This is a genomic window from Nocardia sp. NPDC055029 (genome assembly GCF_053608525.1).
Map to the genome: position 1 here is coordinate 1 of NZ_JBSGVQ010000046.1, position 23,385 is coordinate 23,385.

Annotated in this window: 19 protein-coding genes; 10 read left to right on the forward strand and 9 right to left on the reverse strand. The window is 68.3% G+C overall.

All coding sequences use genetic code 11. The features are described from left to right. Positions 1 to 128: 128 nt before the first annotated feature. The 4 genes from ACWF9G_RS29585 to ACWF9G_RS29600 are packed head-to-tail and all read left to right on the forward strand — an operon-like array spanning position 129 to position 3,425. Positions 129 to 464 carry a hypothetical protein gene (locus ACWF9G_RS29585; protein WP_452519333.1) on the forward strand — a complete coding sequence of 112 codons (336 nt, stop codon included), beginning with the start codon at positions 129 to 131 and terminating at the stop codon, positions 462 to 464. Next, a complete protein-coding gene (locus ACWF9G_RS29590) occupies positions 461 to 1,702 on the forward strand; it encodes a hypothetical protein (protein WP_452519335.1) in 1,242 nt (413 codons plus the stop codon). The genes ACWF9G_RS29585 and ACWF9G_RS29590 overlap by 4 nt, the downstream gene beginning before the upstream one ends. Then, positions 1,699 to 2,346: a hypothetical protein gene (locus ACWF9G_RS29595; RefSeq protein ID WP_452519336.1), complete on the forward strand. Its 648-nt coding sequence runs from the start codon at positions 1,699 to 1,701 to the stop codon at positions 2,344 to 2,346. The genes ACWF9G_RS29590 and ACWF9G_RS29595 overlap by 4 nt, the downstream gene beginning before the upstream one ends. Continuing rightward, positions 2,343 to 3,425, forward strand: a complete 1,083-nt coding sequence (locus ACWF9G_RS29600; RefSeq protein WP_452519338.1) for an RDD family protein — start codon at positions 2,343 to 2,345, stop codon at positions 3,423 to 3,425. Before ACWF9G_RS29595 ends, ACWF9G_RS29600 begins: the two co-directional genes overlap by 4 nt. Before the next feature lie 64 nt (positions 3,426 to 3,489). On the opposite strand, the gene glyA is transcribed toward ACWF9G_RS29600, so the two are convergent. Continuing rightward, complete coding sequence (gene glyA, locus ACWF9G_RS29605; protein WP_452519340.1) at positions 3,490 to 4,785, reverse strand: serine hydroxymethyltransferase; 1,296 nt, start codon at positions 4,783 to 4,785, stop codon at positions 3,490 to 3,492. Between the two features lie 126 nt (positions 4,786 to 4,911). Next, positions 4,912 to 6,114: a DUF885 domain-containing protein gene (locus ACWF9G_RS29610; protein WP_452519341.1), complete on the reverse strand. Its 1,203-nt coding sequence runs from the start codon at positions 6,112 to 6,114 to the stop codon at positions 4,912 to 4,914. Between the two features lie 200 nt (positions 6,115 to 6,314). Between ACWF9G_RS29610 and coaA the strand changes: the two genes are divergently transcribed. Beyond that, positions 6,315 to 7,247: a type I pantothenate kinase gene (gene coaA / locus ACWF9G_RS29615; RefSeq protein ID WP_379310806.1), complete on the forward strand. Its 933-nt coding sequence runs from the start codon at positions 6,315 to 6,317 to the stop codon at positions 7,245 to 7,247. On the opposite strand, the gene ACWF9G_RS29620 is transcribed toward coaA, so the two are convergent. The 3 genes from ACWF9G_RS29620 to ACWF9G_RS29630 all read right to left on the reverse strand — a co-directional run bounded on the left by ACWF9G_RS29620 (position 7,248) and on the right by ACWF9G_RS29630 (position 10,510). Next, positions 7,248 to 8,309: a hypothetical protein gene (locus tag ACWF9G_RS29620; protein ID WP_452519343.1), complete on the reverse strand. Its 1,062-nt coding sequence runs from the start codon at positions 8,307 to 8,309 to the stop codon at positions 7,248 to 7,250. It lies immediately after the preceding gene. Positions 8,310 to 8,422: 113 nt separating this feature from the next. Then, positions 8,423 to 9,541, reverse strand: a complete 1,119-nt coding sequence (locus ACWF9G_RS29625; protein WP_452519345.1) for a hypothetical protein — start codon at positions 9,539 to 9,541, stop codon at positions 8,423 to 8,425. Between the two features lie 189 nt (positions 9,542 to 9,730). Then, the gene (locus ACWF9G_RS29630; protein ID WP_189026173.1) at positions 9,731 to 10,510 is read right to left on the reverse strand and encodes an isoprenyl transferase; all 780 of its coding nucleotides are present in this window, start codon (positions 10,508 to 10,510) and stop codon (positions 9,731 to 9,733) included. Positions 10,511 to 10,757: 247 nt separating this feature from the next. On the opposite strand from ACWF9G_RS29630, the gene trhA reads away from it, so the two are divergent. Together trhA and ACWF9G_RS29640 are read left to right on the forward strand one after the other, a co-directional pair. Beyond that, the gene (gene trhA, locus ACWF9G_RS29635; protein WP_452519347.1) at positions 10,758 to 11,447 is read left to right on the forward strand and encodes a PAQR family membrane homeostasis protein TrhA; all 690 of its coding nucleotides are present in this window, start codon (positions 10,758 to 10,760) and stop codon (positions 11,445 to 11,447) included. A gap of 115 nt (positions 11,448 to 11,562) precedes the next feature. After that, on the forward strand, positions 11,563 to 13,044 hold the full coding sequence (locus ACWF9G_RS29640; RefSeq protein WP_452519349.1) for an adenylate/guanylate cyclase domain-containing protein: 1,482 nt from the start codon (positions 11,563 to 11,565) through the stop codon (positions 13,042 to 13,044). 115 nt (positions 13,045 to 13,159) lie between these two features. Here the strand turns inward: ACWF9G_RS29640 and ACWF9G_RS29645 are convergent, their stop codons facing one another. Next, a complete protein-coding gene (locus ACWF9G_RS29645) occupies positions 13,160 to 15,211 on the reverse strand; it encodes a thioredoxin domain-containing protein (RefSeq protein WP_452519351.1) in 2,052 nt (683 codons plus the stop codon). Between the two features lie 130 nt (positions 15,212 to 15,341). Between ACWF9G_RS29645 and ACWF9G_RS29650 the strand changes: the two genes are divergently transcribed. Continuing rightward, positions 15,342 to 16,292 (forward strand): LysR family transcriptional regulator, encoded by a 951-nt coding sequence (locus tag ACWF9G_RS29650; RefSeq protein WP_379310814.1) that lies wholly within the window; start codon positions 15,342 to 15,344, stop codon positions 16,290 to 16,292. A gap of 139 nt (positions 16,293 to 16,431) precedes the next feature. On the opposite strand, the gene ACWF9G_RS29655 is transcribed toward ACWF9G_RS29650, so the two are convergent. Continuing rightward, positions 16,432 to 18,288, reverse strand: coding sequence for a glycoside hydrolase family 5 protein (locus ACWF9G_RS29655; protein WP_452519353.1), 1,857 nt, complete (start codon positions 18,286 to 18,288; stop codon positions 16,432 to 16,434). A 219-nt stretch (positions 18,289 to 18,507) separates the two neighbouring features. Between ACWF9G_RS29655 and ACWF9G_RS29660 the strand changes: the two genes are divergently transcribed. Next, positions 18,508 to 19,275, forward strand: a complete 768-nt coding sequence (locus ACWF9G_RS29660; RefSeq protein WP_452519354.1) for a helix-turn-helix domain-containing protein — start codon at positions 18,508 to 18,510, stop codon at positions 19,273 to 19,275. On the opposite strand, the gene ACWF9G_RS29665 is transcribed toward ACWF9G_RS29660, so the two are convergent. Together ACWF9G_RS29665 and ACWF9G_RS29670 are read right to left on the reverse strand one after the other, a co-directional pair. Then, positions 19,249 to 20,364 carry an alkane 1-monooxygenase gene (locus tag ACWF9G_RS29665; protein WP_452519381.1) on the reverse strand — a complete coding sequence of 372 codons (1,116 nt, stop codon included), beginning with the start codon at positions 20,362 to 20,364 and terminating at the stop codon, positions 19,249 to 19,251. The genes ACWF9G_RS29660 and ACWF9G_RS29665 overlap by 27 nt on opposite strands. Before the next feature lie 135 nt (positions 20,365 to 20,499). Next, positions 20,500 to 21,795: a lipase family protein gene (locus ACWF9G_RS29670; protein ID WP_379311459.1), complete on the reverse strand. Its 1,296-nt coding sequence runs from the start codon at positions 21,793 to 21,795 to the stop codon at positions 20,500 to 20,502. A 380-nt stretch (positions 21,796 to 22,175) separates the two neighbouring features. Here ACWF9G_RS29670 and ACWF9G_RS29675 point away from each other — a divergent pair, with 380 nt between their 5' ends. Next, positions 22,176 to 23,381, forward strand: coding sequence for an MFS transporter (locus ACWF9G_RS29675; RefSeq protein WP_452519356.1), 1,206 nt, complete (start codon positions 22,176 to 22,178; stop codon positions 23,379 to 23,381). Positions 23,382 to 23,385: the final 4 nt, after the last annotated feature.

A 23,385-nucleotide genomic window follows, 5' to 3' on the forward strand; every position in this document is an offset into this window, starting at 1 on the left:
GCGGCGCCGCGGGGCGGCTACGTTGACCGGAAGACGCGTTCGTCGGTCCGTGTCGTGCCCGGCATCCGAGGGAACCGAAACGACAGTTCGTGCGTCCAACAAAACAGAACGAGAAAAGGGGAGGGTAGATGACCGGAATTCTCCAAGTCGACATCGATGTCCTTGGCAAAACCGTCCAGTTGCTGCGCGGAACGGAGCAGGTGCTCACCGACGCCATGAACGCGCTGTCCAAGGACGGGAATTCCGACATCGGCACCGCCAAGCTGAACGACGCCGCCGACAACTTCCAGAGCAAGTGGAAGTACGGCATCGAACGGATCTGCGAGTCCACGACCGTCACCGCCGACGGGATCGCCCAGTGTCACACCGCCTACCAGCAACTCGATGCCGCGGTCGCGCAAGCACTCGCCCAGGCGGGCGCACAAACCGATCCGCAGGCGGTCACTCCGGGGACCCCGCAATGACCGACAACCCCTACCCGAACCTCGGTTTCAACCCCACACCAGGGGACGCCGCCGAAGTCGCCACCCTCAGCACGAAAGTCAAGACCGCGGCCGATGCCGTCACCGAGACCAACACTCTGCTGAGCAGCATTCGCAACAGCAACGCCGAGGTGTGGAAAGGCGAGGCGGGCAATGCCTTCCGCGCCACCTTCGACGCCACGCTCGCCCAGGACCTCGGTCTCGCCCAATCCTCACTGCAGCAGGCCGATACCGCGATCGCCGCGTGGCATACCGATCTCGTGGCCTTCCAGGACACCGCGAAAGGTCTGGAGACCGAAGCCGCCACCGCCAGGGCCAACCACGCCCAAGCGATCACCGCGCTCCAGCAGGCCAAGGCCAATCCCGACCTCGGCCTGGCCAACAAGACTTTCTCCGACGCGTCCGAGCTGGCCGACGCCCAGTCCCGGCTGAACGCCGCCAACGCCCAGGTGGCCTCGGCGTCGACCGCGGTCGACAACTGCCAGGGCGCGATCGACGCGATCATCGCCCGCGCGAAAGACCTCGAGATCGCGCACAACGCCAAAGCCACCACCACGGCGACCGAGCTGGAGGCCGCCGCGAACTTCGCGCCCAGTGAACCGGACAAGAGCTGGTGGGACAGTCTCACCGATTGGATCGATGAGAACCGCGACGCGATTCACGAGGTGCTGTCCACCACGTCCGCGATCGCAGGCATCCTGGCGCTGGTCACCCCGCCGCCGATCAGCGCGATCGCGTTGGGCATCTCGTTGGCCGCTGGCGCGGGCGCGCTGGCCCTGACCGCCACCAACGACGAACTGCGCGACGACCTGGTCAACGGCAGCTGGACCGAGAAGCTCGGCGCCGCCGCGACCGTCGGCGGTGACCTGCTGAGCGTGGTGCCCGGTGCCTCGGGGGTGTTCAAGGCTGGCAAGGTGGGCCTCATGGGCGGCGGCGCCGATGATCTCGGCCGATTCGGGATGATGGCCCAGACCTGGGGTGAAGCGGCGAACGATCCGGGTCTCGTCGCCCGAGTCTTCACCGACAAGAACGTATTCGGTGTCTCCGACAAGCTCACCTCATCCGGCGCGACCACCGGTGTGCATTCGCTGCTCCAGCTCACCGGGGCCGAGGGCAAGCACTTCATGCAGGAGAGCCCGGCCACCGCGCTGGCGGTGCTGCAGCGGATGACCGGCGCCTCGTACAAGTCGATCGATCTGTCACAGGGAGTTGGAGATTGACAGCGGACACCACCCCTGGCGGGTCGACCACCTCGCTGTCGGTCGTCCTGCCGCGCGGCTATGACGAACTGCCACTGGCCACGATTCACGAAGCGGTCGAGTCGGCCGGGAGCATCGTCGAGTTCCTGCCGGCCGAGGTCGCCGGTTATTTTCCCGAGGTCGCGACGGCCATCGCCGACCTGTTGACCGTCCTGCGCAAGAACAACGCCTGTTACTGCGCGATCGGTCAGCACGCGTCCGCGGACGGCACACCGGTGACCTCGTGGCTGACCATTTCGCTGCTGGATCGCGGACGCACCCAGAACCCCCGGGTGACCATCGCCGAGCTGGCCGAGGAGAAGGCGACCGACGGCCGCGGCGCACACATCGAGCCGGTCGAACTCGGTGGGCGCACCGTCTTGTTCATCGAATCGACGACAACCTATGCCGTCGTCGACGATTCATCGCAGGCGGAGCCGCCGGGCCGGGCCGTCCATCAGATCGAGGCGATCGTCGTCGCCGACGACGGCGCCCGTATCGCCGTCGCCGTGCTGTCGACCGCCGATGTGGCGTATGGGTCCGATTTCGGGGCGATGATGGTGCTGCTGGCCGGCTCGATCACCTTCGATACCGTTGTCCACCCACAATTCACGCTCGCGCTGTGAACGGAACGGACGACCGAGCGGCGCGTGCATGGAGCACGCCACGAACCTGCTGGACGCTCATCTGGACCACACTGCGCGCCCTGGTCGTGCTCGGGCTCGGAGTGGGGTGCGCGGTGGCGTTCTTCTACTTCGTCGACGAATCGCAGACGGAGACGGGGCGGACAGCGGAGAACGCCGACCGGATGGCGCTCCTGTGTTTCTTCGCTGTCCTGCCGATCACCGTGACGGGAATCGTCATGAGCTGGACGGCGATTCGGCGGCTGCGGGCCGGAGGTCGCCGGTGGCAGGTCGTGACCGTGCAGCGTTTCCGCAGCGGGGTGCGGGAGTGGGTGCAGCTGATCGATCACCGCGACCAGCTGATCGGCACGTTGAAGGTGCGCCGGTGGATCTCGGCGTCGAGGTACCGCGACGGCACGGAGGTGTGGTTCGCGGGCAATCCGCGCAGGGCGGGACTGGTCGCGCTGCCTGGTGGCGCGCGGACCCTGTTCGCCTATCAGGCACCGTGGTACCCGGCACCGCGATTCGGGCGGACGTTGGTCGCCGGCGACGGCGATCCCGGTTTGCCGCCGCCGCGAGCCGAACGACCTCGGTACGAATCGAAGCCGCCGCCCACCCCGTTGCGTGGTGGGAAGGACGACGAGTCGTTCCCGTCCCCCCGCATGCTCCGTCGCACGCTCGCCTACATTCTCGACGTCACCGTGCACGTCGCGATTGGTGTGGGGGTCGGTGTGCTGGCGAATCCCGCGAGCAGGCAAGCGGTGGAGCAGCAGGACTGGGGGAACCTGCGGATCGACTGGGCGATGGTGGTCGGCTTCTTCCTGCTCGCCTCGTTCGTCGATCGGGTGCTGATCCAAGCGGTCACCCACACCACCTTGGGCAAGGCCGTGTTCGGGCTTGTCGTCATCGACCGCGACACCGGCGGCTATCCCCGCCTGCGCAGGCTCCTGGCGGTGTGGCTGGTCGGCGTGATCATGCCGGTGCTCGTGCTCGGCAACAGCACCGTTCCGGAACGCCCCGAGCGCTACCTGCTCCCCGCCGTACGGCGCGGCGACATCAACAATCGCGCGACCGAGTCCTGACAACAACAAAACGCCCTCGGTGGCCGGAAGTCCGGTTACCGAGGGCGTTTCGCTATCTATCGGCTCAGCCGAGCAGGCGCCAGTCCTCGAGGCCCTGGTAGAGCGGGACGCTCTGGGCCAGCTTGGAGACGCGGGCGCGCAGCGACTCGGTGTCGGAGGTGCCGGCGAGGGTGGCGGCGATGATCTCGGCGACCTCGGTGAACTCGGTGTCGCCGAAGCCGCGGGTGGCCAGGGCGGCGGTGCCGATACGCAGGCCGGAGGTGACCATCGGGGGACGCGGGTCGAACGGGACGGCGTTGCGGTTGACGGTGATGCCGACCTCGTGGAGGAGGTCTTCGGCCTGCTGGCCGTCGAGTTCGGAGTTACGCAGGTCGACCAGCACCAGGTGCACGTCGGTGCCGCCGGTCAGGACCGAGACACCCTTGTCCTTGACGTCGGCGCCGGTCAGACGCTCGGCCAGGATGCGGGCGCCGGACAGGGTGCGCTGCTGACGGTCGGCGAACTCCTCGGTCGCGGCGATCTTGAACGCGGCGGCCTTGGCGGCGATCACATGCATGAGCGGGCCACCCTGCTGACCCGGGAACACCGCGGAGTTCAGCTTCTTGGCGAATTCCTGCTTGGCCAGGATCAGACCCGAGCGCGGACCACCGAGGGTCTTGTGCACGGTCGAGGACACGACATCGGCGTAGGGCACCGGGGAGGGGTGCAGACCCGCGGCGACCAGGCCGGCGAAGTGGGCCATGTCGACCCACAGGTAGGCGCCGACCTCGTCGGCGATCTCACGGAAGCGCGCGAAGTCCTGGTGACGCGGGTAGGCCGACCAGCCTGCCACGATCACCTTCGGCTTGGCCGCCTTGGCGATGTCACGCACCTCGTCCATGTCGATGCGGTGGTCTTCCTTGGACACACCGTAGGAGTGGACGTCGTAGAGCTTGCCCGAGAAGTTCAGGCGCATGCCGTGGGTGAGGTGACCGCCGTGGGCGAGGTCGAGGCCGAGCAGGGTCTCGCCCGGGTTCATCAGTGCCATCAGCACCGCGGCGTTGGCCTGGGCGCCGGAGTGGGGTTGCACGTTGGCGAACTCGGCGCCGAAGAGTTCCTTGGCGCGGTCGCGGGCCAGGGTCTCCACCACGTCGACGGCTTCGCAGCCACCGTAGTAGCGGCGGCCGGGGTAGCCCTCGGCGTACTTGTTGGTGAGCACGGAACCCTGCGCCTGCAGGACCGCGCGCGGCACGAAGTTCTCCGAGGCGATCATCTCGAGGGTGTCGCGTTCGCGGGCGAGCTCGCCCGCCATCGCGGCGGCCAACTCGGGATCGAGCTCACCGAGAGACTGGGTATTCACCGAAGCGGTCGTCTGCGTCACGACCTTCAGTCTATGGGCCGTGTGCGGACGCCCGAGCACGGGGATAGCGCAACACGGGCACGGCCGCCACCCAGGAGACGCAGCTCACAGCTGTTCCACCCCGGCGGCCGCGCCGTCATCCAGCAGTCACACCGGCATCCGCCGGATCGCGCCCGGCGTGAGCGGCTCGTCGAGCAGGCGGCCGAACCGCTCGACCCGATCCTGCGCGTCGACGGCGTTGTCGAGCCAGCCGCCGAGCAGCCGATAGCCCTCCACGTAGGTGCTGATGTAGGCCCGCCACAGCGGCGAGGACAGGAACCGCAGCGACTGGCGCGCCCGCTCCGGCGTGGCCAGGCTCCAGCGCTGCAGGAACGCCGCCACCTCGTCGTCGCCGCGATGCTGATCGTGCAGCAGCAGTGCCGCGTCCTGCCGCACGCTCAGCAGTTTCGCCGACGCGGTCGAGAAGCGTTCGGCCCGCTCACCGTCGAAACGCAGGCCGAGATCGGCGTAGATCTCCTGCGCCCACGCACCCCAGCCCGGCCCGATGATGGACTGCAGGGCGAGGTCGGCCAGTCCTTCGGCCATCAGGCACTGCGGGGTGTTGACCAGGAACAGCGTCTGCTCGTCCTCGCCCGCGGCGACCAGCCCCGCCTCCTTGCGGCAGTGCTCGGTGTGGTGCCCGGGGTAGGCCTCGTGCGCGATCAGCGCGGGCAGCTGCGCCATGTGCTGCTTGAGGTCGGAATTGATCGCGACCGTGGAGCGGAAATTGCCTAGGTAGTAGTTGAATCCGGACCACGGCTTGTCGCCGACCACCTCGTAGGTGACGGTCTCGTGGTCGGGCAGCGGATAGCGATCGCGGACCCGCTCGCGCAGCGCGCTGGAGAACGCCTCGACGCACACAGCGAGCCGCTCGGGCGGGATTTCGTCGCCGCGCCGGTACGCGGCGGCGCGCTCGGCCAGCGGACCGTCGCCGCCGAGCACCTCGTCCATCAGGCGGTGGGCTTCGCGGTAGTCGTCGGGGTCACCGGGGGCGATGTCGACGTCGAAATAGGCGCGGACCTCGTCGACGAACCCGATCTCCTCGCCGGCGAACTTGCGGGCGGAGCACTCCATCGCCACCAGGTGGGCGTCGAGGAATTCGGTGCGCCGCGCCGACAGACCCGCATCGACCAGGCCCGCGCGCAGGTCGACGGCCCGCTTCACCAGCTCGGCCGGATCGGGGACCGGCGCGTTCTCGACGTCGCGACGCAACTGCGGGTCGCCGGTGTAGGCGTCGACGAAGCCTTCTTCGAGCCGGTCGAAAGCCAGTCCGAGCCGCAGGTATTCAGTGACAAGTGGATGTGACCCCATAGCGCCCGACCTTACGGGGTGAATCGGAAAAGCGGGCCCTACCTCGGGGTTGTCGCTCGTTACCGGCCAGTAGCCAAACCCCCCGTTGCGCGTGGGTGACCGAGACGGAGCACAATCGCGGCATGCGGTCAGAGTTATCCCGGATCTCACCCGACGGGCAGCCCAGCTGTGCGTGTACGCCAGGACGGAGCGTCGGGTAGGTGGCACGGATGAGCGAGCCGAGCCCGTATGTGGAGTTCGACCGGAAGCAGTGGCGCACCCTGCGCAAGTCGACTCCGCTGGTCCTGACCGAGGAGGAACTGACCGGCCTGCGTGGTCTCGGCGAGCAGATCGATCTCGAGGAAGTCGCCGAGGTCTATCTGCCGCTCGCCCGTCTGATCCACCTCCAGGTGGCCGCGCGCCAGCGGCTGTTCGCCGCCACCGCGACCTTCCTCGGCGAGAAGCATCCGGACAAGCAGGTGCCGTTCGTGATCGGCGTCGCGGGCAGTGTCGCGGTCGGTAAGTCGACGACAGCGCGCGTGCTGCAGGCGCTGCTCGCCCGCTGGGACCACCATCCGCGGGTCGACCTGGTGACCACCGACGGATTCCTCTATCCCACCGCCGAACTCACCCGCCGCGGCATCATGCACCGCAAGGGTTTCCCGGAGAGCTACGACCGCCGCAAGCTGCTGCGCTTCGTCACCGAGGTGAAGTCGGGCGCCGAAGAGGCGTGCGCGCCGGTGTATTCGCACGTCTCCTACGACATCGTGCCCGATGAGGCGCACTGCGTGCGTCAGCCCGATATCCTCATCGTCGAGGGGCTGAACGTGCTGCAAACCGGTCCGCGGCTGATGGTCTCGGACCTGTTCGACTTCTCCATCTATGTCGACGCCAGGATCGAGGACATCGAGAACTGGTACGTGCAGCGCTTTCTCGCATTGCGCAAGACCGGCTTCGCCGACCCGAACGCCCACTTCCACCACTACGCCGGGTTCAGCGATGAGCAGGCCACCGCGGCCGCGCGCGACATCTGGAACTCGACGAACCGGCCCAATCTGGTGGAGAACATCCTGCCGACCCGCCCGCGCGCGACGCTGGTGCTGCGCAAGGACTCCGACCACACGATCAACCGGTTGCGGTTGCGCAAGCTGTGATCAGCGGGGTGTGTGCACTTCGATCACGTTGTGCAACACCGGCTTACCGTCGACGGACAGGTCGCCGGTGAGGGTGCCGAACGGCGCGGCCTCGCCGGTGTGGCGCAGCTCGAGCGCGATCGGCGCGGTGATGACGCGCGCCACCGGGTCGGCGCCGACCTGCGTCCAGCCGTCGCGGTAGCGCCACACCGACGACGAGACGAGCGACTGCGGTTCGGCGCGGTCCCAGACCAGCCGGGTCAGCACGATATCCGCACCGTCGCTACGGATATCGGCGATCGAGCTGCACGACGGGAACGGCGGTCCGGCGGAATCGACCGTCCCGGCGACGAGATCGAGGCGGTGAACCGACGCGGTGCCACAGGCGACGTTGTCACGGCTGTAACCCGCGACGGCGACCGAGCGCCCGTCGGGTGCGATCACCGCCTGCCGGAACACGGTATTCACCTCGGGGATCCGGCCGAACTGGTGCACGGCACCGGAATTCAGGTCGACGACGTAGAGGTGGTTGATGCCCCAGCTCGCGCCGGGGACCGACTCGATTCGCGTGAGCACGGCCCGATTCCGGTCGAGCGCGATCAGCTCGGTGCCGGTCAGCGTGGTGCCTTCACCCAGCGGATCACGCGGCGTCGGCAGCGAAATCGACCTCAGTACACCAGGATCGGGAGCGCGCAGATCGGCCTGCATGATCGTGCCGTCATGCCACCAGCCGATCACCGCGTCGTGCAGCGGGAACACCCGGGTGCAGCGGCAGTCGATACGGCCCGAGGACACCAGCAGTTCCGCGGTCTCCATCGACGACACCACCCCGTCGCCGTCGATCGCGTAGACAAGCGAATTGTCCTGGCTGAAACCGATTTCCCGGTAGTCGCCGACCCGGTCGCCGCGCATACCGGACGCGTCGGCCAGACCCATCCCGATCGTCGTGCGGACCGCGAACATCTGGTTCGACAACGGCGCCGCCGTCACGATCTGCGGACCCTGCGGCAATGCGGTACCGCAGCCCGCCCCGAGTAACGCGATCGCCGCCGCGACGACCATCCGCATCCCATTGCCTCGCATCACTACCTCCGGCGCTCCCCCATCGGCGCCGCCCGTGCGCGGCACCGATCGACCGGGAACCGTCCCGGCGCCGAGGTATACGGAGCGCGCGCCGAGTCGGTTCGATCGCCGATCTACCCGTTTGTCGCCGCTGGCGCGCCAAGGGAGACGACCTGTCGGGCGAGTTCGGTCCGCGCGCCGCCCTTCTCCACGACCAGCACCCCGTGTGGGGTGTCGCGCATGTCGGTCGGATCACCGGCGACCACCTGGACGACGGACTCCCGCGCGCGCGGCAGCATGTCGACCACCGGGTTCTCGCCGACCGGCGCCCAGCCCTGCGCCGCCGATTGCAGCCGGTCGACCGCGCTGGGCGCGCCTGCCATGTCGGCCCATTTCCGGGTGGCCACGGTGATCGTCCCGTCACCGCCCCAGCGCGGGCTGTAGGCCGCCGAACACTCGCCGGGCAGCGCGGGCAGTTCCTGGACGGCATTGGTGTCGGCGTCGATGGTCGCGACGTGGCCGGTGCCGCACGTTGCGCTGCGGGCGGTCGCGCCGGCGAGGACGAAGGTGTGACCGTCGGGTCCGGCGGCGGCCGAGAGGTGGGCGTCGATGCCGGGCACCCGGCCCAGCGGGAGGATGGCGTCGGCGCCGATCGCGTAGAGGTGGTTCTTCTCCCACCACAGTCCGCGCGACTCGACCCTGGCCAGCAGCACATAGTCGTCGGTCGCCGCGACCAGCCTGGCGCCGTCCCAGCTGCCACCGGACAGCGGGCTCGGCGAATCCGGCAGCACCACATCCTTTTCGGGCGCGGCGGGTGCGGTGCCCGACAGATCCAAGGTCATGATCTGGCCGGGTTCCCGCCACCAGGCCACCACCGCGCCACGCACGGCCACCGCGTCGGTGCAGTCGCACTCGATCCGCGCTACGGAACCGTCGCGCACGCTCAACGCCACCAGCGTCTTCGAGCTCGTCTCCACCGAGAACGCGAACTGCCCGTCCCTGGTGAAACCGACCGCGGCCGAGGAGTACCCGAAACTACCGGGCGCGCGCACCGTCCCCGCGCCACGCACGACCGCCAGTTCGCCCGCGGTGCGGTACGCGAACACCGAACCCGCGGCATCCTGCTGTTCCGTCGGCGTGATCCGCGGGAGCGCCGTCTTGTCGGCACCGCACCCCGCGAGCAGCGCGACAACACTCGACACCACACCGATCACCGCGATCCGGCTGGGTCCTGGCTTCCTCGCAACTCCCACAGCACACCCCTGCACGTGTCGTCGGGCTTTGTCCGGGCAGCAGCCTAACCCGCGCCTCGCCGGGATCGGGGCGACTCTCCTACAACTTTCCACGCCGCGTCGAGCCTGGTCGCCACATCGATAGTGCGGACCGCCGCGATCTCCGGCTTCCGGATCTCCCCGGCGATGGAGCGGGCGACCCCGGTGACATCAAACGCCGAAACGGCGGTGCCGCGCGGCGTAATCCCGTAGTGCGCGCAAGAAGTCGACCCGCCGGAACTCCGGCCAGTACGCCTCGGTGAACCAGATCTCCGAATAGGCGCTCTGCCACAACAGGAAACCCGAAAGACGCTGCTCGCCAGAGGTTCTGATGACCAGATCCGGATCGGGCTGACCCGACGTGTAGAGGTGCTGGCCGATCGCGTCGACGGTGATCGACTGCACCAGATCCTCACCCGACTCGCCCGCGGCGATCTCCTGCCGCACCAGCGAACGCACCGCGTCGGTGATCTCCTGACGCCCGCCATAACCCACCGCGACATTCACATGCACGCCGTCGCGCCCGCTCGTACGCTCCGCGGCGACCCGCAGCCGCTTCGCGATCAGCTCGGGGAAACCCGCCAGCGAGCCGACGATCCGCACGCTCCAGTTCTGCTCCGGCGCCGACAGTTCCTCCACCACATCGGTGATGACCTCGAACAGCGTCTCCAGCTCTTCCGGATCGCGGCGCAAATTCTCCGTCGACAACAGATAGACGGTGACCATCTCGATGCCTTCGTCGGCGCACCAGCCGACCAGCTCGGCGATCTTCAGCGCGCCGACCCGATGACCGTGGCTGACATCGGTGAAACCGTTCTCGCGCGCCCAGCGGCGATTGCCGTCGCACATCACGGCGACATGGCGAGGATGCTGCTTGTCGGCCAGCTGCTTGGACAGTCTGGCTTCGTAGATGCGGTACGGCAGACCACGCACCCGCCCGAGAAACTCCACCCCCGCACCCTACGCTCCCCCGCCTCTCCGGGACTTTGGCCGGTAGTAGGTGGGGAGAAGGTCGTGCATCGGGCTTGCGGTTACCGGCGGGGTGGGTTGGAGGTGGTTGGGGAGTTACCCATGTGCTTGCGAGATCAGTGGGTTGGCTGTTGGGTGATCGGTGGTGTGGTTGTGGGCACGTTTGTGGTGGTGGGGGGTGGTGCTGACGTAGCGTTGACGGTAACTTACGGTACCGTAGGTTTTCGGCATGGGAGGTTTCGTGGAGGCTGTTGCCGTGGGGGTCGGGGAGCCGGGGCTTGTGGGGAAGCCGCGGTTTCGGGGGTGGATTCATACGTGGGCGGTGGGGGTTGCCGTTGTTGCGGTGGCGGTGCTCGTCGTGTTCGGGTTCCGGGAGTCGGCCACGGCCGGGTGGTCGACGCTTGTCTACGGGGTGGCGGTGTGCGCGCTGTTCGGGATCAGTGCGGTGTATCACCGGGTGACCTGGCAGAGCGTGCGGGCCAGGGTGCGGATGAAACGGGCGGATCATTCGATGATCTTTCTGTTCATCGCGGGGAGTTACACGCCGTTCGCGTTGCTCGGACTGCCTGGCTCGACGGGCCGGGTGCTGCTCATTGTCGTGTGGGTGGGGGCGCTGGCCGGGGTGGCGTTGAAGATGCTGTGGCCGACCGCGCCGCGGTGGGTGGGGGTCCCGCTGTATCTGCTGCTCGGCTGGGCGATCGTGCCGGTCGCGCCGGAACTGCTGCACAACGTGGGAGTGCTGCCACTGGTGCTGCTCGCCATCGGCGGCGTGATCTACAGCGCGGGGGCGATCCTCTACGCGACGAAATGGCCGAATCCCTGGCCCGAGCACTTCGGGCATCACGAGTTCTTCCACGCGGCGACGGTGGTCGCGGCGGGGTTCCACTACATCGCTATCTGGCTGGTGCTGCTCGGCTGAACGGCGCGTGCGCGCGATCGGCGCGGCCCTGCCTTCTATGCTCGATATTCGTGTCACCCGTCAGCGCAGCTCGTGATACCCGGGTGTTTCGGCGCTCCGGGTTCTGGCGCGCGCGATGAATCGACTGGTCCGCTGGGCGCTGCGCAGCTACTGGGGGCTGGGACTGGTCGTCATCACCGCCAACCTGGTCGGTCTCGGCGCCATCTTCCTCATCGCCTGGGCGGACGGCGTGTTCAGCCGGGTCGGGCCGAACTGGAGGGAAGCGGCCTGGCTGCTCGCCATCTACCCGGCGTTCGCCGTTGGCATCGGCATCGGACTGGCCATCTATGACCGGCGCCGATACCTGCGCTGGCTCGATGACGGACGCAAACCGACACCGGAGGAAGCGCGCCGCCTGATCGCGCTGCCCGCGGCGATCACGGTGCGCGCGATCGTGCTGTGGATACCCGGCATCGCGTTGACGGTCTGGCTGGTCGACCGGTTCACCGACTACGACAACGACGCGGTGGTGATCGCCGGATTCGCGCTCGGTGCGCTGGAATCGGCGGGCGCGACCTATCTGATCCTCGACCGGCTGATCCGTCCCGCCGTTCCGATCATCGCGGCGGTGCTCGGGCCCACCGTGCATCCGAGTTCCACCGTGCTCGTGCGCGTGCTCGTCACCTGGGCGGTGTCGAGCGCGCTGCCGGGGCTGATCATCATCGTCGTGCTCAGCGACCCGGCCACCCCGGCCGAGGACCGGGTGCGGGCCGCCTGGATCTTCACCCTCGTCGCCCTGGCCGTCGGCGCGCTCGCCACCGCGCTGCTCGCGCGCTCGGTCGCCACCCCGATGCGCACGATGTACCTGGCGCTGGACCGGATCACCCGCGGCGAACTCGACGTGCGGGTGCCCGTCGGCAGCGCCAGCGAGATCGGGCGGCTCGAACACTCCGTCAACGAGCTGGCCGCGACCCTGCAGGACCAGTTGCACACCGAGGACGTGTTCGGCAGGCATGTCGGCTCGACGGTCGCCGAACGCGCGCTGTCGGGCAGCACCGACCTGACCGGTGACGTGCGGATCGTGTCGGCGCTGTTCGTCGACGTGACCGGGTCGGTGCAGCTGTCGGCCGAGATGGCGCCGGAACAGTTCGTGCACAAGCTCAATCGACTGCTCGCGACCGTGGTCGCCGCCACCGAGGACAACGGCGGCCTGGTCAACAAGTTCGCCGGCGACGCCGCGCTGTGCATCTTCGGCGCACCGTCGGCCCTGCACGACAACGCCACCCCCGCACTGCGCGCCGCCCGCCGCATCCGCGACGAAGTGGTCGCCACCGGCGAACTCGACGTCGGCATCGGCGTGGCCCGCGGCCAGGTCTTCGCCGGCGACGTCGGCGCCGACACCCGCCTCGAATTCACCGTCATCGGCGACGCGGTGAACGAGGCGGCCCGGCTCACCGCCATGGCCAAGGAAGCGCCCCAGCGAGTCCTGGTCAGCGATCCGGTCCTGCAAGCCGCCACTCCCCACGAGCGCGCGCACTGGAAGCGATACAAGGACCTCCGGCTACGCGGGATCCCCGGGCGCACTCGAACCTGGACCGACGTCTCGCCTGGACGCTGAGCTGCCTCGAAGTCCACGCTGACCAATTCACCAGCCGCCCCGATGGTCCCGATCGCGACCGATCGGCGGAACAGCGAACGTCCAGCGCCGTGTTCGACGGGATCGTGGACAGGCCCTAGGCGCGCAGCGCTTCGGTCAATGCCGTGGGGTCGGTGACCGGTAGGTCGCAGACCGAGCCGCGGCAGACGTAGGCGGCGGGGCCACCGTTGACCAGCGGACGATCGGCCAGCAGTGGTGCGGTGTCGGGCGGACCCGCCAGGACGATCGAGCCGCCGGGTGACCAGGTGCGGGCGGCGGCGAGGAGTTCGGTGGCGGCGGAGGACTTCTCGGTGGCGGTGATCGCCACCTGGATGGGTCCGCTGACCGAGGCCTCGGCGACCGCCAGCCAGTGACCCGCCGAGCGGGGGGCGCGGGCCAGCAGGACCGCGCCGCGGCCGAGGGTGTGGTCGGCGAGTTCGCGGTAGCGGACGGCGCGTTCGGGGTCGGCGACGGCGGCGGCGGTCAGCAGCGCTTCGGCGAGGGCCGAGGTGCCGGACGGGGTGGCGCCGTCGACCGGGTCGCGGGGGCGGGCCACCAGGGTTTCCGCGTCGTCGGCGGTGTCGAACCAGCTGCCGGGGCGTTCGGGGTCGGCGAAATGCTCGATCGCGCTGTCCAGCAACACCTGCGCGGCCGCGAGCCAGTCGGCTTCGCCGGTCGCCTGATAGAGGGCGAGCAGGCCGGTGGTGAGCCAGGCGTAGTCCTCGAGGACTCCGGGCGGCGTGCCGACGACACCGTCGAGCGAGGCGCGGCGCAGCCTGCCGTCGACCAGGTGGACATCGAGCAGGAACCGGGCGCAGCGCACCGCGGCCGCCACCCAGGACGGTTCCTCCAGTGCCGCACCGGCTTCGGCGAGCGCGGTGATCGCCATGCCGTTCCACGCGGTGACGACCTTGTCGTCGCGGGCGGGCTGCGGCCGCTGCGCGCGGAGCTCGAGCATCCGCGCGCGCAGCCGGTCGAAGCGGGTCGACTGCTCGGCGTCGACGGGGTCGCTGCGGCGGGTGAGTACCGAGGTGCCCTGTTCGAAGTTGCCGCCCGTGGTGACGCCGAAGGCCTCTGCCGCCCAGACACCGTCGAGCGGTCCGAGGTCGCCGATCAGCTCCGACGGCGTCCACACATAGGTGGCCCCCTCGACACCGGGACCACCCGGCTCGAGTTGGGTATCGGCGTCGAGCGCCGAGGCGAACGCGCCGTCCGCCGTGCCGAGGTCGGCGAGCAGGAATTCGACGGTCTCGCGAGTCACGCGGTGCGGCAACGATTCCAGGGGTGTCGCGGGTGAGCGGCGGGCGAGATGAGCGTACGCGCGCAGCAGCAGGGCGTTGTCGTAGAGCATCTTCTCGAAGTGCGGGATCAGCCAGCCCGCGTCGACGGAGTACCGGGAGAAGCCACCGCGCAGCTGGTCGTAGATGCCGCCGCGGGCCATCGCCTCGGCCGTGCGCTCCACCAGGTCGAACACCGACTGATCACCGGTGCGTTCCCAGTGCCGCAGCAGACCTTCCAGCGTCGCCGACGGCGGGAACTTCGGCGCACCGCCGAAACCACCGTGCTCGCGGTCCTCGTCCGCGGCGATCGCCCGCACCGCGGTGTCGAGAAGATCACCGACGACGGCGAATTCGGCATCGGGCAACCCGGTCGCCTGCGCCCGCAGCGCCTCGGTGACCTGCTCGGCCGCCTGGTCAACGTCCGCCCGCCGGTTGCGCCAGGTGTCGGTGATCGCGCTGAGCAGCTGGGTGAACGACGGCATCCCGCCGCGCGGCTGCTTCGGGTAGTAGGTGCCGCAGTAGAACGGCGCCCCGTCGGGGGTGAGGAAGCACGTCATCGGCCACCCGCCCTGCCCGGTCATGGCGACGGTGGCGTTCATGTACACCGCGTCCAGATCGGGCCGCTCCTCCCGGTCGACCTTCACGCAGACGAACCCCGCGTTCATCAGCTCGGCCGTCGCCGCGTCCTCGAACGACTCGTGCGCCATCACATGGCACCAGTGGCACGAGGCGTACCCGATCGAGAGCAGGATCGGCACATCCCGCTGCGCCGCCTCGGCCAGCGCCTCGGCACCCCACTCCTGCCAATGGACGGGGTTGTCGGCATGTTGACGCAGATAGGGCGAGGTTGCACCGGCCAATCGGTTCACGGTTCCACCCTGCCACAACCGGCGCGCGCGCAAAGCAACCCACACGGGCAGGAGGCCCGCAAGCCTTCGCCGGCACAAAAAGAAACTCGAACATTTCAGTTAGGACCCCACCGCCCTACACTGGGCCACCATGGATATGCACACACGACAACTGCGCTACTTCGTAGCAGTGGCCGAGGAGCTGAGCTTCACTCGCGCCGCGCACCGGTTGCACGTGGCGCAGCAGGGGTTGAGCGCACAGATAAAACAGCTGGAGCAAACCCTCGGTGTGGTGCTGTTCTCGCGGAACACGCGCAACGTCGAACTCACCGCCGCGGGCGCCGCGTTCTTCAAGGAGGTGCGCTACGGGCTGACCCGGCTCGACGCCGCCGCCGAACGGGCGCGTGTGGTCCATCGCAGTGAACGGGACCGGTTGGTGCTGGGGTGCATGGAGGGCGCGGCGCTCACCCTGACCGAACCGCTCCTGACCGCCTTCCGCGAATGCCATCCCGAGGTCAGCCTGGAACTGCGGCAGTTCGGCTACGACGACCCCTCCGCGGGCTTGCGGGCCGGCTCGGTGGACGTGGCGATCGTGCGGCATCCCTTTGTCCACGAGGGCCTCGAGTTCGAGCGGCTCTTCGCCGAACCGCTGGCGGTGATGGTGCCGATCGACCACCCGTTGGCTAACCGCGCGGACGTGCTGGCCGCCGACGTGGCGCATGAACGCCTGCTCGGCGCAGCCTGCACGGATCCGGTGTGGAACACCTTCTGGGAATTGGATGTTCATCGCGGCGGGCAACCGGCCGACATCGTCTCCCGGTCCAGCACCGTGCTCGAGGAATTGCACAAGGTCTCGACCGGCGTCGGCTTGGTGATCACGGCCGCCTGCGCCCGCTGGATCTCCTTCCCCCGGGTGAGGCTGATCCCGGTCGTCGACGCCGAACCCAACGAGGTCGCCGTGGGCTGGCGTTCCGATCACCGCACCACGCTGGTGCGATCGTTCGTCGAGATCGCCCGGACGGTGCGCGATGCCAATCCGGATCTGGTGTACCAGCTGGAGCACCCGGACTTCGAGGACTGCACGGTGCCGATCCATCTGTGATCGACAAGGAAAACCGGAAAGTCCGCCGCGATTGCGCGGAATCTCACCTGAGCCGGACGCGCGGATGGCGAGGGTGCGGAAAACGATCGGTCCGCACCGGATTCGGTGCGGACCGATCGTGTTTTCCGCCGGCTCGGACTCAGGAGAGCGTGCGGCAGTAGAGCGCCTGTGGCCGGTTGCCGCGACGGTTGGCCCCGGAGAAGGCGATTCCGGCGACGTACTCGTCGGCATTGCACTGGCCCTTGTAGTAGCCCTCGGCCCAGTCGCCGCCTTCGCCGGAAGCTGGGCGATTGTCGCCGCGGTCGAACCACAGCGTGCGTCCGGCGCCGGCCAGGGGTTTGCTGCCGGGGGCGCAGAGAATGCCGGACATGGCGTCACCGTTGAGGCTGTAGCCGATCATGAACGAGCCCTCGGCGCACTGGTATTTGGTGAACCCGTTGGCCCAGTCGGTGCGAACATTCTCGCGGTCGACCTTGACCGCGTCGGCGCCCGGCTGCCACAGCTCGCGCGCAGTGGCGTCGGTGCACAATCCGCCCTGGCCGCGATCGCTGACGCCGATCAGGCGCTGACCGTCGGGGCACACCATCTTGTGCGCACCGCTGTCCCAATCGGCGGCGGCCCGCAACGACCGGTTGTCGTCCTCGTGAATACCCTGCAGCATGGACCAGTTTCGGGCCGGAACGGGGACCTGGCCGGTGAAACCGTTCGCCTCGAGCAGACGGCGCACATGCGGCGCCCGCCAGTCGTCGGCGTCGAGGACATTGCGCAGCGCGCCCGAGGTGTCGTAGCGCAGCAGGCCCCACTGATTGCCCTTGTCGTTCTCGTGGAAGCCGACGATGGGCCAGTAGGCGTAATCGAGGTCACGATCGACCAGGTAGTCGACCAGATTCGCGAACCAGGCCCTGTCCAGATCGCTGTCACCCTTGCCGACACCGAATTCGCTGACCCACACCGGTGCGGTGAAGTGTTTGTCGGGGGTGGTGGCCACGTATCCCGCGCGCTCGTCCATGGACCTGAACAGATCCGCGCGCGACATATCGCGGAAGCGTGGGTCGTGGGTCTCGCCCGTGCCGGTGGCTCCGGTGTGGTTCGGCCCGATATAGCCGTAGAAGTGCACCCCGTACACAACCTTGTTGGAGCGCACCAGAGTGGTGGACAGCCGCTTCATCGGTTCCAGCATCGGCCGCTCGTGCCAGGTGATGTCGGTGGGGATACCCATCCAGTTGATGCCCTCGACCACGATGAGCAGATGGGGATTGCCCTGGGTGAGAATGGCGTCGCCTGCCTCCTGCGCGGCGTCGGCCCAGTCGTTGCTGTCGCCCTGACCCCAGTTCGGATTGGTCCAGGTGGTGCGCCGCACCTCATTGCGCAGATCCGCGCCGACGACGCCGGGGTTGTCGCGGTAGCGGGAGGTGATGAACACCCAGTCGGAGATGAACTTCTCCCACGATTGGCCGGAGTTCCAGAACTCGTTGCCGTCGAGCGCGCAGCACCAGCGGGTGGTCGTGGTGTGGTTGTTGAGGATGACGCCGAATCCGGCGGACGTGAGTGCGGTGACCGCGCGGTCGAACACCTCGAGCGGCGTGAGGCCATTGAGCTCCGGATTGGCGGTCAGTCCCCGCACCGGTTCCGGATCGGTGAGCATCTCGTTCGAGAAAGGCAGGCGAATGCTGTTGAGCCCCAACGCCTTGAAGTCCGCGAGCAGCTTCGCCATGGACACCCGGTCGAGCCCTAGTGGGGCGCGGTGGCCGTTCTCCTCAGCGTGGTGGTTCGCGTCGGTCTCCTTGTCACCGCTGCCGTTCCAGGTGCCGCTGGAGCCGTGCCAGTTGCCGGACTTCAGCTTCACCCGATTGCCGTCGGCGTCGACGATGTAGCGCCCGCGCGTGCTCAGCGGGCCTTTCATGCTGCTCGATTCCGCTTCGGCGGGTGGGCTGCCGTGCAGCAGCGGAACCAGGAAGGTTCCGAGCAGCAAGAGCACTGTGGCGAGTTTCTTCATTCCCGATTCCTCATCATCACGGGGTCAGATATCGGGAACAGTAGGTCCGGGCGACAGCAATCTGAAACAGCCAGATTCCAGCAATTCACCTGAATCACTTGTCAATGCCAGATAGCCGCGCGGCGATGATGACCGGTTAGAACCGACCCGACCCACACAGTCCGCACTGCCGAGACGCGTGCGACGGCAGGCTCGGTGGCAGGCCGATACCCTCTAATAGTGAGCGTGGATCGGACACCGACGGCGTGGGTCCGCCCTGGTCATATCGGCTACGTCGGCCCCGACCTCGGCGTCGACCCGCATGCCCCGTCGGTCGCGATGCTCACCGTCGGGCTGGATGGGCCGCTGGTCCTGCACACCCCACACGGACCCGTCCGCACGAGCAGTTCCTTCGCGCCCGCCCGCACGGCGCACCGCATCGTCGCCACCCAGGGGTGGATCCTCGCGCTGTTCGTCGACCCCTCGGGGGCGTCGGCCACCCTGATCTCGGACGAGATGACGAATGCCGCAGGCGCTTTCGGATTGCGTCATCGGCGCGAGCGTGAGCTCGTCGAGCTGTGCCGCGCGCCCGTCGTCGACCCGGACCGCATCTACGCCCTGGCCGTCGCAGGCGCGAGCCCCGTCACCGATCCACGCATCGCGAAACTCGCCGCCGCGATCCGCGACGAACCCGCCAACGCCCTACGCGCCGACCACATCGCGGCGAACATGGGGCTGTCGACCGGCCACTTCCTGCACCTGTTCGCGCGGCATTGCGGCACCACCTTCCGCGGCTATCAGCGCTGGAACCGGATGATCTCCGCGGTCAGCAGCGCGGTGGCAGGCCACGATCTCACCCGCTCCGCGCTCGACGCGGGCTTCGCGACTCCGTCCCATTTCAGCGAGTCCTTCCGCGACATGATCGGCCTGTCCGCCACCACGATGCTGCGTGCCGGAATCCGGTTCGACCTCGGACCCGCGTCACCTGTGCTTGCTGTTGACCAGTGACAGATCGCCGCCGTAATGGGCCAGGACTCGCTTGTTCATGACCGCACGCCACAGCGGGGGTACCGCGGCAAGCACGACCATGGTGGCGTACCCGGCGGGCAGCTGCGGTGCCTGCTCGCAGCTGCGCAGGGTCTGGTAGCGGCGGCTGGGATTGGCGTGGTGGTCGCTGTGGCGCTGGAGATGGAACAGGAAGACATTGGTGACCAGGTGATCGCTGTTCCAGCTGTCCCGCGGCGAGCACCGGGCGTAGCTGCCGTCGGCGCGGCGGGCGCGCAACAGACCGTAGTGCTCGATATAGTTCACCGTCTCGAGCAGCCCGGCGCCGATGACGGCCTGCAGCACCAGGAACGGGATGACCGCGGGCCCGAAGACCGCGGTCATCGTCGCGAACAACACCAGGCTCATCGACCACGCCTGCAGAATCTGATTGTCGCGACACCACCAGCGTTTTCCCTTACGCGCCAGTCTTTCGCGTTCCAAGCCCACCGCCGAGCGCAGGCCGCCGAGCGCGCTGCGCGGCAGGAACTCCCAGAGCGGCTCGCCGAATCGCGCGCTGGCCGGGTCTTCCGGGGTCGCGACGCGGACGTGGTGGCCGCGATTGTGCTCGACGAAGAAATGCCCGTACCCGGACTGCGCCAGGGCGATTTTCGCCAGCCTGCGCTCCAGATGCTCGGACCGGTGCCCGAGTTCATGGGCGGCATTGATGCCGATGCCGGAGACGACACCCATCGTCACCGCGAGCCCCAGCTTGTCGACGACGCTCAGTTCGCTACCGGCCCAGAAATATCCCGCGATAACCAGGCTGATGAATTGGATCGGCAGGAAGAGATAAGTGCACCAGCGGTAATAGCGATCGTCGGACAACGTCTCGTAGTCCTCGTCGAGTGGATTGCTCCCATCGCGCCCGATCGTCAGGTCCAGCAGCGGAATCGCCACGAACACGATGATCGGGCCGATCCACCAGAACACCGGCAGCCCCGACAAGGCCACTAATTGCGAGGGGAACAGCGCGCACGCCGGGGCGATCAGACCCAGAAGCCAGAGATAGCGTTTGGGGTCGCTGACTCTTGTGTGTTCGAAGACTGCCATCGGAACAAACAGCACCCATCGGAATTGTAATCGTGGAAAACGACCGCGCCGAAGGCACGATCGTGGTGGTCGCCGGTCACCGGCGCGGACCGGACCGCGGGCGAACCCGGGCCGGAACACGCCGGTGTACCGCGACTAGGGCAGAGCTGCGCAGTTGGTCGGAGCCGGCCTGTCCGCCAGACGATCGGTCATCCAGTTCTGCGATGCCTCGAGCGCCGGGAAGAACGACAGCACGTGGGTGCCCGCCAGGCCGGTCAGCGGCGGAATCGCGGCGTTGGAGTCCAGCTGGACCTGCGCACCGCCACCGCACCAACTGGCGGCCATGTCACGGATGGGCACGTACGGTGCGCCCTCGTCGTTGCGGGCCGAGGAGATGAGCACCGGGGCCCCCGGGGTGAGCGAGCCGACGCGCTGCTCGTCGAACACCGCCTTCAACGCGGGAGACCCGTCGATCACCTGCGTGAGCGGCAGGCCGCTGGAGGTCCACTGGGAAGTCTGCCCGTGATTCTGGGCCATCCCGGTGGGGACCGCGCACCTGCTCGCGGAGTCGTTCAGGATCGCCTTGCCCGTGTCGTTGAGTTCGGCGTCGAGGACCGCGCGGACCTCGGGGTAGTGCGCGGCCATGCCGTTGAGCATCCAAGCGAAGGCCGGTGCCACGAGGGCGCGACCGTCGTTGTAGCCGATGAAGTACTGATCATCGACGACCGGGCCACCGACGTAGGCGCCACGCACGTTCAGATCCGGTGCGTAGCTGGGCTGCAGCTCGGCGGCGCCCGCGGAGGCCATACCGCCCTGCGAGTAGCCGTAGAGGAAGACGGGCGAGCCGGGGTTCATGCCCGCGCCCGGCAGCTGAAGGGCCGCGCGGGCGGCATCGAGCACCGCGTGGGCCTGCTCTTTCCGGTTGAGGAAGCCGTGCACATCGGGCGTGCCGAGGCCTTGGTAGTCGGTCATCACGACCGCCATGCCGCGCGAGAGCAACGAGTACAGCGCGACGACGTCGTATTCGAACATCACGTTGATCGGCGGCTCGAACTGGACGAGTTCGGCGAGCAGCTTCGAGGGCGCGCACTGATCGCCCTGTCCCTTCGTTCCGCCCGCGTAGGCGACCAGCGGGCGGGGGCCCGGGCCGGTCCACGGCTGCGACGGCTCCAGATACGTGCCCGTCACCGCGGTCTCACCGCCGTGGGTATCGCTGCTGATGTACATCATCCGCGTGGATTCCGCGGGGATGGTGCCGGTCTGTCCCGGCGCCGACAGCGCGAGGCGCGACGGTTCCGTGCGAATGATGGTGCCCGGCGCTCCGCCTGGTAGCGGAGCGGGTGGCAGATAGAAATCCGCACCGGCGACCGCGGCGGCCGGTTCGGTCCAAGCTTGTGGAGCGCAGAACGCGCCGCCCGCGACCACCAGGGTGCAGGCCAACGCTGTGGTCAAGCTGCGGGCTCGACTCCTCACGATTCGATCCTCCTACGATTTCGGGAAACCCTTGACATCGAGAAAACCGGATACAGCATCGAGATTCGGTACAGAGGGTAGCCGCGGGGTAACACAACGGGGTAACAGGGTGCCCATTTGTTACCGGGTGTCGCCGGAAAGTGACCAAAACACCCGAGCCCGCCCGCGCACGACCGCCCGCGCACGGACTCCCGGAAATCGGGCATAAGTCACGAAAGGTCTTGCGGCAAACCGTAAGCCGCGAGAAATCAGGCTGATTTCAACCATGTCGGGGCGCCGCCGGAGTCCGTATATCTGTAACCCGGAATCACGTGCCGCGCGCGCTGTCGCGGAGCTGTTCGAATGAGCGGGGGAACGCAGTGATCGTGCGGCATGAAACCGGCGCTGCGCCGTCCCCGACGGCGACCCGGCGAGCAGTGGTCACCACCGCGTGCGGCGCCGTCGCGGTCGCCCAGATGGCCACCACCATCTACCTTCCCGGCATGCCTGCGCTGGGCGCCGACATCGGTGCCGATGACAGCACCCTGCAGCTGTCGGTGGCGGTTTTCGTGGTGTTCGCGGCGCTGCCCGTCGTCGCGTGGGGCCGGGCAGCGGAGCGGTTCGGCCGGGTGCCCGCCTTCGTCGCGGCGGGACTGTGTTTCGTGCTCGCCAGTGCCGCGCTGGCGCTGATCACCAGCGCGCCGGAACTGCTCGGCCTGCGCGTGGTGCAGGCGATCGGCGCGGGCGGGATCGCCGTCGTCGGACGGATGATGATCAAAGACCTCTTCGCCGGCGCCGATCTCGCGCGGCAACTCGCGCTGCTGTCGATGGCGTTCGTCGTGGCGCTCGGCGGTGGACAGGTGATCGGTGGCGTCGTCACCTCCACGGTCGGGTGGCGGTACGGATTCGTCGTGCTGGCGGTGCTCGCCGCGATCCCGATCGTCTTCGCGCTGCGCATCGCGCTGCCGAAACCGGCGGTGCGGGCGAGCTCGCGTGGCACGGCTCGCCGCCTCTTCGCGGACCGGGTCTTCCTCGCCAGTGCCGTCGCGGGCGGTATCGGATTCGCCGTCATCGTGATGATCCAGCAGAAATCCGCCTTCATCTTCGTTGACCGATTCGCGCTGCCACCCTGGGTCTTCGGCCTGTTCGGCGTGCTCTACGGCGCTGCCTACCTCGGCGGGGCTACCTACGTGCGGCGCTCGGTGCGCCGGGTGGGCGCGCGGGCCATGATGGGCCAGGGCACGTGGATCATGCTGGCCGGGTGTGTGCTGATCACCGCCGTCTGGGTGGTCGAGCTGCCACGGGCGATCGCGCTGCCGATCTTCCTCGCCGGCTACGTGACGACCACCTTCGGTCAGTCGACCCTGTTTCCCAACAGCGCGGCGCACGCCGTCAGCCACCTCGCCACCGGTGCCGCGATCGCCGTCTCGTGGTGCGCGCTGATCCAGCAGGGCCTGGCGGGCATCGCCGCACTGGCCGGTCCCGCACTCACCGGGCTGCTCGCCTGGTCCCTCGTCCTCACCCTGCTCGCCGCGGCGAACGTCGTACTCGTCGTGGCACCCGCTCCCTCGCGAACGAAGGAATAACCGA